Genomic DNA, 12,584 nt, shown 5'->3' with positions numbered 1-12,584 from the left:
AAGTCAATTAAGCCATACGTTATTTGTTTTTGTCGCATACAAATCATGCAATGCCTTACGTACAACATAAATAAAGCCTCTCACCCACTCGTATTAATTACTGTGGGTGGAGAGGTTTTTTAGGTGATAAGAAGGCAATAAATCCTTCTCTTTTTGGAATGTAAACGCAATAGCTGTCCCCTTCCCAAGCTCACTTGCCACCTGAATTTCTCCTCCATGTGCCAATGCTAATTCTTTGGCAATTGCCATGCCTAATCCAGTTCCCTGAGTCAGACCGTCTGTATTGGTTCCCCGATAGTAGCGTTCGAATAATTGGTGGGCAATCTCGGGATTCATTCCTGTACCACCATCGCGAATCGTTAACGTGAAGCCCTCTGCATTTGGATCATCCGTTTCACAAGCTAGTAAGCAAATCTCTATAGATGTACCTACAGGATTATGCAGGATGGCATTTGCAATCACATTATCAACCATGCGCTGAAAGGCGTACGAGTCTACAGGATAATGAATCGTTGGTAAAGCCGGACGAAAGGTAAGTGCGGCCTCCTGAAATTGAGGATGATTCAAAAAGGAAATAATAGAACGCCGAACAAGCTCATTAATATCTTGAGAGGTAAAAGTAAGCGAATAAGCTCCGTTTTTTAAACGATAGGTCATGCTCAAATCATTTATCAGCGCATCCATGTAAGCAGATTTTTCGCTCATAATTGAGCCGAAATCACGAATTTCCTCCGGTGTCCATTCATAGGTTTTATTCTCCAGCATTTTGGAATAACCCAATATGGAGGAAAGAGGAGTCTTTAAATCATGCGAGACTCCAGCTATCCATTCCTCGCGAGTTTTTTCTAATTGATTTCGGATTTCGTTGTTACGTTGTAAGCATGCCACGAGATGGTGCATGGAGAACATAACTTCCTGATAAATGCGATAGTTGCGTTTATAGTGACCGGACTTGGTGAGACTTTTAGATAGACCATTTCTGTCTTGGGGCTCCTTATAGGTTCCTTTTGCGATCTGATTCAGCCATTCTAACAAGTGTAGCATAGGCGTGCCAAACCGATGTCCGTACCAAAGAGATAATAATAAAAATACCGTAATAATAGCAATCAGTAGGACAATGATAGTGACCCCAGCAATCTGACCTTCGGAGGAAAGAGAAATCAAGCTTGTAGAAGTCCCCGAAGCAGTGACAGGTGCATGGAGAATCCAGGTTTGTTTTGTTTGATCATCATAGGTGGTAAAAAGACGCTCCTGATAGCGTGCTGGATACTGTATCCTCAGAGTTAATTCTTGTACAGAATAGTGGTTCAGGGCATTAGGTGGTTTCAATAAGGAAGCCATTTCTGTTCCGTTTTCATCAAGGAGTTGAAGCCACATATTGCTTTGAAGCAGTTCCTGCTCCAAGGAGGCGGGAATAGCTACACTCTCTGATTGCAGGGTTGCAGCTTTGCTAATTTGTTTAAGCAGCTCTGCCTCCTTATATTTAACCCCATATAAGAGTGTGTAGGTTACGCCATCTTTCGGCTCGATCCAGATGTACAGGGAGTATGGAAACTGCTTTTCCCCGTTCCAAATGGCATGAATTTCTCCAGGCCTATAGTGATTCGGCACATCGGGAGGGGTCAAGTAGCTGGAGGTCACCATTCCATTTTCGTCAATGGTTTGCAGCCAGCCTCCAGACTTTTTCACCTGAGCCAGCATATCGGGATCAAAAATAATATTTCCGTTCTCTAAGCGCAGGGTGGTTACTAAATTGGATAAACCTGCACGAGTAAAATCCCGGCTCATCTCTAGCTCATTGATTTTAGCGTGCATAAATGAAAAAGCCACCGTGACGAAGCCAATCGAGATGAAGGAGGCGACTAATAATAAGGAAATGAATTGAAGAATGAGACGATTTTTCATATTCATACTGGTTTAGCCCCACGCTGGAGTAGCTTGTAACCAAGTCCTCTAATCGTAACTAGAAAGATTGGATTACTTGGTATTGGTTCAATTCGCTCACGAATCCGATGAATATGCACCATTACCGTATTGTCATCAGAAAAGGAATTGTGCCCCCAGACATGCTCGTAAAGCTGTTGTTTACTGAAAATCCGATTCGGATTCTGGCATAAAAATAGCAGGAGCTGATAAACCTGAGCGGGGAAATCGACAACCTTATTAGCGACTCTCACTTCTCCAGCTTGTTCGTCTAATTGAAAGTGGCCAAAATCATAGACGGTGGTCGGATTTACTGCTATGGGTTCTCGTTTTGTTGATTGTAGGTAACGACGTAGATGGGCTTTTATACGGGCTACCACCTCTAAAGGATGAAAGGGTTTGGTAATGTAATCGTCTGCACCCACCGCAAAGCCGGATAATTTGTCTAAATCGGTATTTTTCGCCGTTAAAAACAGAATGGGAGCATTGGTATACACTCGCAGTAATGGACATATCTCTACGCCGCTTTTTCCAGGCAGCATGACGTCCAATAGGATAAGATCGTAGGTTTTATTCTGACAGGCATTCAAGGCATCTTCGGCTGAGGTTGCCACATCCACATGCTCAAATCCTTCTTTAGAAAGAACGGTTCTTAGCATTTTACCGATGGCTAGCTCATCGTCCACCACCAAAAGTTGTGCATGAAGCATGCACCATTCCTCCTTTATGTATATATCCTCTCCGGACTGCTTCTAGGGTTTATCATACCATGATTTTCTCGGGATTTTAGACACGCGATCTTAACTCAGTCTTAACGAATAAAGAAGAACAGGAAGAGGACAAGCGTACAAAGTAAGCTACTCGTAAGGAAGAGTTTCGAGAGGGATAATGTTCTTCTGATAAGGTTAAAAAAGAAAATTTCGAGAGGGGTCTATTTATGAAACGATCTATTTACCCGCCTATCCTTTTAGCAGCCGCGCTGGGAGTCAGTCTCACTGCTTGCGGGCAGCCGGTGGTTCATCAGCCTGAGAAAACAGAAGTAGTGCAAAAAAAGGAGACGGGAAGCATCATGCAGCCGATCGAGCCGAAGCAATTAGGTGAAGTATTTTTACACGAGGAGTATGAACGAATCCATGCACAAATGACCAAGGAATTTCAGCAGCAAGTAAGCTCAGAGGAATTGAAACAACTCGCCCATCCTTTTCAGGAGGGAATAACAGGCTATACGTTACAGGCTGATGTACCAATAGGAAATGGTTATCAGCAATATCTATGGCTGGATCAAAGTGGTACAAAGGGATTAAGTGCTATATTTGACCAGCAACAAAAAATTAATGGGCTAAAAATTATACCACTAAAGGCTTTTCCACAAACGGATCAGGCCTTTACAAAAAACGTCTTTACTCCCCCTGTCAAACAGGATTGGTTTGTCTTTTGGGGAGGGACAAACGAATTATTTAACTACCATTATGAGCAAGAAAATCAGCGTTATGCTTACGATTTGGTTATCATGAAGGATGGCAAGACCTATCAGGGTGACCCGTCTAAGAATGAAAGCTACTATGCTTACGGGCAGGAGGTGAGTGCTGCGGCGGATGGCAAGGTAGTGAAGGTGGAAAATAAAATCCCTGATAACGTACCCGTTGGCACAACGAATAAAACAGAACTGCTTGGTAACCATGTGATTATAGACCATGGAAATGGCGAGTATAGTGTCACTGCCCATTTAAAAACAGGCTCTCTTACAGTAAAAGCAGGAGATAAGGTGAAACGCGGCGAGGTCATTGGATTGTGCGGAAATTCAGGTAATTCTAGTGAAGCACATATTCATTTTCAAGTTTCTAACTCACCTGAGGTTATGAATAATAAGTCCATTCGAATTAAGTGGGAAGGGAATGCGAATCCGATTCGCGGCGAATACATGAAAAAAGGCTCGTAGATTTTAACGAAGTAAGGGCTGAAGATAACATAAGAATATCTAGCAACCAAGTGAAAGCTGTCGAGATATCTCGGCAGTTTTTTTGTCATAAAAATGGGGCAAAATTGTTTTTCCATCTATGGATCGGAAGGGTTTATCAGAGAAACAAAATAACATCACGTATTAACGGTGATTGTAAGACAGAAGGAAAACGTAGCAAGAAGCATAAGTATACAGCTTCTTGCTACGTTTTTTATCTACACAGCTAGGAGAATTAGCTTCTATTATAAATCGAGTAAGCGAAGTGATAGACACTGTCTACATTAGAATTTAGCTTCGTTGATCCACTAGCCACTACAAGCGGAATCACATCATAATAGTGTATAGACAAGTAGAGGTAGTGGGTGTTCTGACCGATAGCCGGGCCAATTCCGTTCACGGCGATACTAAAGTTTCCATTGGCATCGGCTGTTCCTGTGCCTGAATAGACCGTATTATTAAGACGTGTCACGACATACACCGTAATGGGAACATTATAAGCCGGGTAGCCATTGGCATCGTATGCTTTTCCATGGACGGTAATATTATTTTTAATTCTCCATTTTTTCCCTTGAGAATAATCGACTAAGCCTTCCACACCTCCATCTGAGTTAATGTTGTTGATTACTACAGAGCTCGCTACTGATTGGTCTTTAACATTTAATGTATAGGTCTGAGAATCACTGTAGCCTGATGAAGAGAGAACGCGAATAAAGTAGTCACCTTTCGGGAAATTAACGAGATACTGTTTGTTTTGATCGAGGCTCAGGAGTACATTTGCTGCTGCATCTAATATATCTGCACGATAAACGGTACCTGAAATCTGATTTTGCAGGGTGACAGAGAGTGATTTTGGTTCTAGTACGTGGAAGTAGCTCCAATCTTCATCGAATGGATTATCAATCGTTTGGGTATTGGTAAAGGTGGTGGAATCTTTTTCCTGAGCGAGCCATGCATTGTCATCGGGTTCAGATTTGTCATAGGTAGTGGAGTGCTTGACTACGAGAGCAAAGGTATTAGCCGTATCAAAGCCTTTAACGGAATTTACGGCTATGTAGTAATATCCTTCAGGGGCGATGCGGGCAACCTGTTCGTTTTTCCCCTCTTGATAGGAGGAGATTGTTTCTTCTTCAAGCTTCATGGTTTGCTCATTTAATTTAAAGAGATGCAGATCATAATTCACGTCAGTGGAGCGAACTGTTTGAAGGAAGACGGTTAATTTTCCAGGAGTAGTATTATAGAAGGCATACCATCTGATCTCGCCTTCCTTATTGATGGTGCCAGAGTGAATGGAGTCGATGGTGATTGCCTTAGCGTTATTTGCGTCCGTATTTTCTGCCTCAGCTTCGGCGGTAGCGGATTTTTTCTTTTTGGGGGCGGAGAGAGAATCATCAATGTCCACTGTTTTTTCTTCAGGATCAAGTAGTTTTTCTGCACCTTCCTCAACAACTAGCTTTTCTCCCAAAGGTTTTCCTAGCTTTTCTGAGCCTAACTCTACTTCTTTAATTTGGGGCTTGTCCGGCTTTTTCTCTTCAATGACTTCCTTGGCAAAGCCTACACTACTACTAAAAGCGGTCGTAAAGAGGAGAGCAACAGATAATAACACTTTTTTCACCATTTGAATAACAAACCTCCCTTTGTGATGAAGTTAATAGCTTAAATACTATATTATCAATAAATGTAAAAATATTCCATATATTATTTATTACATTTTTTTGAATGAAAGATAAAAATTTAATGATGATTTTTTCGAAGAGATTTTATGTTATGTGCGAAAAACGAAAATCTTATGGGTTTCTACTATTACAAACTAGGTAAGATGTGGTAAAACTAGAGAAGAACGGGGGCGAATGAGATGCATTCCATGATTATAAATAAGATTGAAAGCCAATTAAGCAGCTTTACGCAGGCAGAGAGAAAAGTAGCGAGCTATATTGTGAATCATGCCGAATTAATTCCAACCATGACAACAAAACAAATTTCCAAGCAATCAGGCGCAAGCGAAGCTAGTGTCGTTCGGTTTTGTAAATCAATTGGGATGAGCAGCTTTCAGGCGTTTAAGCTGGCGCTAGTTCGAGATTTAACTCGCTCAGACATGAATATGAGCGACTTCTCCATTATTAAAAAGCAGGACGAGCCCTATGAATTATTTCAAAAAGTCCAGTATCACAATAAGACTGCTATTGAGGAAATATCCACTTCTCTTGACAGACGGGAATTAGAAAAAGCGGTAGAGGCTATTTTACAGACGAAGAGTGTCATCTTTTATGGTGTAGGTGGCTCCTCGGTGGTGTCCTTGGATGGTTGTCATAAATTTAGAAAAATTGGCTATTACTCAGAGATGACCACCGATTTTCATATGATGCTTCCTGTGGTGTCCAATATGAAAAAAGGAGGGGTACTAATCGCTATTTCTGTAAGCGGGAATACCAAAGAGGTGCTGGAAATCGTACGTTTCGCTAAAAAGAAGCAGGTGACGGTTATCGCTATTACCAATTTAACGAAATCTCTTTTGTATAAAGAAGCCGACATTAAGCTGTGTACGCCAAATATTGAACAGGATTTTCGTGTAGGCAGTTTTGCTTCCAGAATTATGCACTTAACGATTGTGGATGCCTTATATGTCAGTGTGTTTAATCGAATAGGGGAAACAGTTATTGAGAACTTTAATGAAATTCGTGAAGAGGTATTACGGTCTAGCAGGTAGGAGGGGAGATTAGGTGCGCGGATGCTTGCCTTTATGCTGCATCCTTGCTCTCTTACTACCTATTTTTTTATTTTGTATTGAAATGTTGATTCATAAAATAAATAAAATAATTGACGTTTTATTTCAAAGTGGTAAAATGAAAGCGGAAACAAAATAGGAGCAGAAGGTGAGCGCATGCTGGAGAAATTGGTAACAGAGACACGTAATGATAGAACGATGAATTTGGACCAGATGACGATCCTAAACGTGTTGCAAATCATGAATGAGGAAGATCAAAAGGTACCACGTGCCATTGCTGCTGAGCTGGAGCAGATTGAAAGAGCCATTCAGCTAGTAATTCGCTCTTTTAAACAAGGCGGAAGACTCATTTATATAGGGGCCGGTACCAGCGGACGATTAGGAATTCTGGATGCAGTGGAATGCCCTCCTACTTTTGGTACTGATTTTGAGATGGTACAAGGATTGATTGCTGGGGGAAAAGAGGCTTTTGTCGTTGCGGTGGAAGGTGCCGAGGATAATGCGGAGCTTGCTAAAAATGATTTGCAAGCCATTGGATTAACAGACAAAGACACCGTTATCGGGATTGCAGCCAGCGGACGCACACCTTATGTTATCGGCGCTCTCCAGTATGCGAGCAGTGCAGGAGCCAGCACAGCCAGTCTTGCTTGTAATAAGGGTGCGGAGATTAGTCGTTTTGCTCATGTAGCTATCGAGGTAGTTCCAGGTCCTGAAATTTTGACGGGCTCCACTCGATTAAAGGCGGGAACAGCACAGAAGCTAGTATTAAATATGATCTCCACCTGCTCGATGATTGGCGTTGGCAAAGTGTATAAAAACCTGATGGTAGATGTTCAGCCAACTAATCTAAAGCTAGTGGAACGTTCCAAGCGAATTATTATGCAAGCAACAGAGGTTAGCTACGTGCAAGCTACTGAATTCTATGAAAAGGCTAACAAGAATGTAAAAGCAGCAATCGTGATGATATTAGCTGCATGTGAATATGAAGAGGCGCTGGAGCGTTTGCAAAAGTATGAGGGATTTGTTCAGCACGCCCTGCAACAATCATCAGAATAGTGTCGCAAGTAAAAATACAACCATTATAAACAAATAGATTCGACAACATGCATAGTGGGGTGTAACACTAAAGGCAGGTAGAAAGCAGGTATCGAAAAGCATTTCATTCATCATGCTTGTATAAAACCTACCTGCTGATGTCCAAGAGCTTCCCCCGCTCTTGAAAGCTAGTGCTTTATTTTAGTAAAGGTTACAAAAAACTTTCATACATGCAAAAGGAGGAATCGTAATGAAGGTATTATTCGTATGTTCCGCAGGGATGTCCAGTGCTATTGTGGTAAACGCTCTCAAAAAAGAAGCAGATAAGCATGGGATCGAAATGGAAGTGAAGGCTGTCAGTACACAAGAATTTGCTGAGGAAGTGAAAAATGGCTGGAATGTAGCCATGGTAGCTCCTCAGGTACGTCATCGTTTTGAACAGTTAAAACAAGAAGCGGATGCAGCAGGAGTGCCGTGCGAACTGATTCCGCCTCAGGGCTACACACCACTTGGTGGAGCAACATTATTTAAAAAAGTACAGGAAGTAGCAAAGTAATCAGACACCTAGAACATTTCTTGTAAAGAGGATGTCCGCAGGGAGTAAAGGGGGAAGTAAGACATGGACGCTTTTGTACAATTTCTAGATAAACACTTGTCAGGTCCTATTGCTCGTATCGCTGAACAACGCCATTTACGTGCAATCCGCGACGGGGTTATCTCCGCTTTACCGTTTATTATCGTAGGAAGTTTCTTCTTAATTATTGCTTTCCCACCGTTGCCGCAAGATTGGGCAATCACAATGTGGGCAAAGGAAAATGCGGGTCAAATTCTTATTCCATACCGTATGACGATGTTTATCATGTCACTCTACATTTCCTTTGGGATCGGGCATAATCTGGCGAAGAGCTACAATCTTGATCCTTTGGCAGGTTCACAATTAGCAATCATGGCATTTCTCATGACGATTGCACCTAAAGTGATGGATGGAGCAGGCTTTGTTCTTCCAATGACCAATCTAGGTGGACACGGCTTGTTCGTAGCGATGCTTGCTTCTATTTTTGCTGTAGAGGTATTGCGCTTCTGTAAACAGCGCAATTTGATGATCAAGCTTCCAGAACAGGTGCCGCCTTCCCTGCTACGTTCTTTTGAAGCATTGATCCCGGTAGCAGTCGTGCTTCTGATCATGACAATCATTACGGTTGTCTTTAAAATTGATTTACATGGACTTGTTGATAAAATTATTGCACCGTTAGTAAAAGCAGGAGATAGCTTACCTGGTATACTAATTCCCGTTATTTTAATTACGTTCTTCTGGGCATTTGGTATTCATGGGGTTTCCATTGTAGGGACGATTGCTCGTCCACTATGGGAAGTGTATTTGGCCAAAAATGCGGAGGCAGTAGCCGCTGGTCAAGCGATTCCGCATGTGGCACCTGAAACATTCTTTCAATGGTTTGTTTGGGTTGGAGGATCAGGTGCGACACTTGGTCTTGTCCTATGCATGCTGTTATTTGCCAAATCAAACTATCACAAGACATTAGGAAAAACCGTCATTGTACCGGGGATCTTCAATATTAATGAACCCGTGATTTTCGGGATGCCGATTGTGTTAAATCCAGTGCTGATTATACCTTTCGTTATCGTTCCTGTTATTACGGCTTCCTTGTCGTATTATGCCACTGTGCTTGGCTTGGTGAATCCGACCTACATTATGGTACCGTGGACACTGCCAGCACCGATTGGAGCGTATCTGGCTACGGGTGGAGATTGGAGAGCCATTATTCTGGTCGTAATGAATATCCTGATTTCCTTCCTGATCTACATTCCATTCTTTAAAATGTATGACAAAAAAGTAGTGGACCAAGAAAGAGAAGCTGAGGAAACAGCGACAATTTAGACATCATGTAAGATAAAGAAAGGGGGGACGTGGAGCAAAGGGAGCTTATGGCATTCTTTGTCCACGTCTCTTTTGCTGGAGAAGCATACATGATAAATGAGTAACATTCTACTCAGATTACGTTCTTGTTGTCTGATAGTGTCGTTTTGCATATAGGGGAGGAATGGACAATGGAGGAGAGCAACAAGCTTATTAGATTTCGTTGGAAAAGCGCTTTTTTCTTTTTTACGTTTTTGGTGGGCTTAAATTTGCTGCTTACCCCGTTTCTGATGTGGTTGGGACTATCCCAGCGAGCGAGTCTATTTCTAGTAAATAGCTTGGCTGGAGGCGCAGGCGTCAGTATCGTTATGCTTTACTTTGAAGGCAAATATAAAAATCATAGGCAGGCTATCACATTTATCATCGGTTCATTAGCAGTTTGTACGGCGGCTAGTTATTATCTCGTGTACTTGTACTAAGCTTGCCATTATTTCCTCAAAAGACTAGAAATCTGCGGACAAGTATAGGAGAAATGGGACAGAGAGGAGAAAGCAAGATGAGTAAAAAAGGGATTAAGATTGTAACAATCGGAGGAGGCTCTAGCTATACTCCGGAGCTGGTGGAAGGCTTTATTAAGAGATACAATGAGATGCCAATCCGTGAATTATGGCTGGTAGATATCCAGGAAGGGCGAGAGAAGCTACACATTGTTGGTGAATTAGCTAAACGTATGGTCAAAAAAGCGGGTGTACCGATGGAGATTCATCTAACATTGGATCGCAGGGAAGCTTTACGGGACGCCGATTTTGTTACGACACAAATGCGGGTTGGATTATTGGAAGCGCGGATTAAGGATGAACGAATTCCATTAATGCATGGAATGATTGGCCAGGAAACCAATGGAGCAGGTGGATTATGTAAGGGACTGCGTACGATACCTGTACTGCTACAAATTGCCGAGGATATGCAAGAGCTATGCCCGAATGCATGGCTGATTAACTTTACCAATCCGGCTGGCATGGTAACCGAAGCTCTATTGCGTTATGGTAAGCATTCTAAGGTCATTGGTATTTGCAACGTACCGATTACCACAAAGATGACGATAGCAAAGATGCTTGATATTGATGTAGGACGACTTCACATTGATTTTGCCGGACTTAACCATCTTGTATATGGACTTCGCGCTACAGTTGATGGGGAGGATGTAACCAAGCAGGTCCTGCACATGTTGGCTGACCCAGAGAAACAATTATCTATGCGCAATATCGCTCCAATGCCTTGGGAGCCAGCTTTCCTGCAAGCATTAGGCGTAATCCCATGCCCATATCATCGGTACTACTATAAGACACAGGATATTTTAGCTGAGGAATTAAAAGCATTCGAATCAGGAACCACGCGAGCAGAGGTGGTAAAACGATTGGAAGACGATCTCTTTGAGCTATACCGGGATGAACAGCTACAAATCAAACCTCCACAGTTGGAAAAACGCGGTGGTGCGTATTATAGTGATGCCGCTTGTAGTCTTATCTCCTCTCTGTATAATGGAACAAATGATATTCAGACATTAAATGTTAGAAACAATGGAACCATTCAGGGGATTCCTCATGATTCAGCAATCGAAGTAAATTGCATTGTTACGAAGGAAGGGCCAAAACCAATCACAGTAGGCGAGTTACCTACAGCTATTAATGGACTTGTTCAACAGATCAAATCGTTTGAGCGGGTAGGTGCAGAGGCGGCGGTGACTGGTTCTTATGAGAAAGCCTTGCTGGCATTGACTATTAATCCTTTAGTGCCAAGCGATGAAAAAGCTAAGGCTGTGCTAGATGATTTGTTAGAGGCTCATCGTGATTATCTGCCTCAATTTTTTAAAGAGGAGCAAGCTTAATTATGGCTTATGTGATCGGACTTATGTCAGGTACCTCTTTGGATGGCATTGATGTAGCACTGGTCGATATTCAGGGAAAGGGCTATGATTCACAGGTTAAGCTACTTGATTTTATGACGCTTCCATTTACTCAGTCTGTGCGCGACGAAATTATGGACAGTTTGTCACTTGAACGCTCGAACGTACAGGTCATTTGCAGCCTTAACTTTAAACTCGGAGAATTATTTGCAGACGCTGTAGAAGTTATTTGTAAACAAAATCAGCTTGATTTTGCCAGTATTTCTGTCATTGGTTCTCATGGTCAAACGATTTATCATCAGCCTCAGTCAGAGGGACCATATGTAGCGTCTACTTTGCAGATCGGTGAGCCTGCCGTAATTGCCTATCGTACCAATACAACCGTCATCTCCAATTTTCGTACCATGGACATGGCTGCAGGAGGACAGGGAGCTCCTCTGGTCCCCTACACCGAGCTGATCATGTACCGAGATCAGGAGAAGTCGCGGCTGTTGCAAAACATTGGTGGGATCGGCAATGTAACCGTCATTCCTAAAGCCGCTCAGTTACAGGATGTGTATGCCTTTGATACAGGCCCTGGTAACATGATTATCGACGAGCTGTGCAGAATCCTATTCGATACAGCTTATGATCAGGATGGAAAATGGGCGGCTCAAGGAGTAGTGGATGAGGATTTGCTTACACAATGCATGAGCATCGAATATATGCAGCTGCAACCGCCTAAATCCACGGGTAGAGAGCTATTTGGTAAGCAGTTTGTTGAAAAAATCATACGTGAAAATACTCATCTATCCCCATACGATTTACTTGCTACCATGACGATGTTTACAGCTAGCTCGATTGCTTATCATTACAAAAATTATATTTTTCCCACATTGCAGGTGGATGAGGTGATTATTGGGGGTGGCGGCAGCTATAACAAAACGCTACTCTCCATGCTGCAACAACAGTTGGGAAATACATGCAGGGTTATCACACAGGAGGATGTCGGATTGTCGTCCGAGGCTAAGGAAGCAGTTGCATTTGCTTTATTGGCCCATGAAACGTTTCACCGCCTGCCAAGTAATGTGCCAACTGCTACAGGAGCTCGGGAGCCTGTTATTTTGGGGAATGTAACGTATCCTCCTAGAAGCGTGTAAAGAAGAGGAATCATGATATGAAT

The 12,584-nt window shown here is 42.5% G+C and carries 11 protein-coding genes; 8 read left to right on the top strand and 3 right to left on the bottom strand.

Annotated features, from left to right (window positions below; translation table 11 throughout):
• Window positions 1–93: 93 nt before the first annotated feature.
• Together AYJ08_RS19755 and AYJ08_RS19750 are read right to left on the bottom strand one after the other, a co-directional pair.
• Entirely contained in the window at window positions 94–1,911 is a 1,818-nt protein-coding gene (locus AYJ08_RS19755) for a sensor histidine kinase (RefSeq protein ID WP_064019130.1), read from the bottom strand.
• Window positions 1,908–2,633 carry a response regulator transcription factor gene (locus AYJ08_RS19750; protein WP_064019129.1) on the bottom strand — a complete coding sequence of 242 codons (726 nt, stop codon included), beginning with the start codon at window positions 2,631–2,633 and terminating at the stop codon, window positions 1,908–1,910. The genes AYJ08_RS19755 and AYJ08_RS19750 overlap by 4 nt, the downstream gene beginning before the upstream one ends.
• Window positions 2,634–2,860: 227 nt before the next feature.
• Here AYJ08_RS19750 and AYJ08_RS19745 point away from each other — a divergent pair, with 227 nt between their 5' ends.
• Window positions 2,861–3,862, top strand: a complete 1,002-nt coding sequence (locus AYJ08_RS19745) for a M23 family metallopeptidase (protein ID WP_064019128.1) — start codon at window positions 2,861–2,863, stop codon at window positions 3,860–3,862.
• A gap of 253 nt (window positions 3,863–4,115) precedes the next feature.
• On the opposite strand, the gene AYJ08_RS19740 is transcribed toward AYJ08_RS19745, so the two are convergent.
• Window positions 4,116–5,498 (bottom strand): hypothetical protein, encoded by a 1,383-nt coding sequence (locus tag AYJ08_RS19740; protein ID WP_064019127.1) that lies wholly within the window; start codon window positions 5,496–5,498, stop codon window positions 4,116–4,118.
• Window positions 5,499–5,735: 237 nt separating this feature from the next.
• Here AYJ08_RS19740 and AYJ08_RS19735 point away from each other — a divergent pair, with 237 nt between their 5' ends.
• The 7 genes from AYJ08_RS19735 (at window position 5,736) to anmK (ending at window position 12,561) form a co-directional block, all read left to right on the top strand.
• Entirely contained in the window at window positions 5,736–6,587 is an 852-nt protein-coding gene (locus tag AYJ08_RS19735; RefSeq protein WP_064019126.1) for a MurR/RpiR family transcriptional regulator, read from the top strand.
• A gap of 174 nt (window positions 6,588–6,761) precedes the next feature.
• On the top strand, window positions 6,762–7,661 hold the full coding sequence (gene murQ / locus AYJ08_RS19730; protein ID WP_064019125.1) for an N-acetylmuramic acid 6-phosphate etherase: 900 nt from the start codon (window positions 6,762–6,764) through the stop codon (window positions 7,659–7,661).
• A gap of 229 nt (window positions 7,662–7,890) precedes the next feature.
• Window positions 7,891–8,196 carry a PTS sugar transporter subunit IIB gene (locus AYJ08_RS19725; RefSeq protein WP_031412381.1) on the top strand — a complete coding sequence of 102 codons (306 nt, stop codon included), beginning with the start codon at window positions 7,891–7,893 and terminating at the stop codon, window positions 8,194–8,196.
• Window positions 8,197–8,259: 63 nt separating this feature from the next.
• Window positions 8,260–9,537, top strand: coding sequence for a PTS sugar transporter subunit IIC (locus tag AYJ08_RS19720; protein WP_064019124.1), 1,278 nt, complete (start codon window positions 8,260–8,262; stop codon window positions 9,535–9,537).
• Window positions 9,538–9,707: 170 nt separating this feature from the next.
• Complete coding sequence (locus tag AYJ08_RS19715) at window positions 9,708–9,995, top strand: hypothetical protein (RefSeq protein ID WP_064019123.1); 288 nt, start codon at window positions 9,708–9,710, stop codon at window positions 9,993–9,995.
• Window positions 9,996–10,072: 77 nt separating this feature from the next.
• Complete coding sequence (locus AYJ08_RS19710) at window positions 10,073–11,404, top strand: 6-phospho-beta-glucosidase (RefSeq protein ID WP_064019122.1); 1,332 nt, start codon at window positions 10,073–10,075, stop codon at window positions 11,402–11,404.
• Window positions 11,405–11,406: 2 nt separating this feature from the next.
• The gene (gene anmK / locus AYJ08_RS19705; protein WP_064019121.1) at window positions 11,407–12,561 is read left to right on the top strand and encodes an anhydro-N-acetylmuramic acid kinase AnmK; all 1,155 of its coding nucleotides are present in this window, start codon (window positions 11,407–11,409) and stop codon (window positions 12,559–12,561) included.
• The last annotated feature ends 23 nt before the right edge of the window (window positions 12,562–12,584 follow it).

The sequence above is a fragment of the Brevibacillus sp. SKDU10 genome (genome assembly GCF_001645205.1).
In the GTDB taxonomy this organism is placed as follows: domain Bacteria; phylum Bacillota; class Bacilli; order Brevibacillales; family Brevibacillaceae; genus Brevibacillus_B; species Brevibacillus_B halotolerans.
The sequence above is the reverse complement of the archived record's forward strand: the minus strand, read 5'-3'. Positions and strand labels throughout refer to the sequence as shown.

Bases quoted from the DNA above. Each gene is read 5' to 3' on its own strand.
- anmK (WP_064019121.1), top strand. From the start codon at position 11,407: ATGGCTTATGTGATCGGACTTATGTCAGGTACCTCTTTGGATGGCATT.
- AYJ08_RS19720 (WP_064019124.1), top strand. From the start codon at position 8,260: ATGGACGCTTTTGTACAATTTCTAGATAAACACTTGTCAGGTCCTATT.
- AYJ08_RS19735 (WP_064019126.1), top strand. From the start codon at position 5,736: ATGCATTCCATGATTATAAATAAGATTGAAAGCCAATTAAGCAGCTTT.
- AYJ08_RS19740 (WP_064019127.1), bottom strand. From the start codon at position 5,498: ATGGTGAAAAAAGTGTTATTATCTGTTGCTCTCCTCTTTACGACCGCT.
- AYJ08_RS19755 (WP_064019130.1), bottom strand. From the start codon at position 1,911: ATGAATATGAAAAATCGTCTCATTCTTCAATTCATTTCCTTATTATTA.
- AYJ08_RS19745 (WP_064019128.1), top strand. From the start codon at position 2,861: ATGAAACGATCTATTTACCCGCCTATCCTTTTAGCAGCCGCGCTGGGA.
- AYJ08_RS19750 (WP_064019129.1), bottom strand. From the start codon at position 2,633: ATGCTTCATGCACAACTTTTGGTGGTGGACGATGAGCTAGCCATCGGT.
- AYJ08_RS19715 (WP_064019123.1), top strand. From the start codon at position 9,708: ATGGAGGAGAGCAACAAGCTTATTAGATTTCGTTGGAAAAGCGCTTTT.
- AYJ08_RS19710 (WP_064019122.1), top strand. From the start codon at position 10,073: ATGAGTAAAAAAGGGATTAAGATTGTAACAATCGGAGGAGGCTCTAGC.
- murQ (WP_064019125.1), top strand. From the start codon at position 6,762: ATGCTGGAGAAATTGGTAACAGAGACACGTAATGATAGAACGATGAAT.
- AYJ08_RS19725 (WP_031412381.1), top strand. From the start codon at position 7,891: ATGAAGGTATTATTCGTATGTTCCGCAGGGATGTCCAGTGCTATTGTG.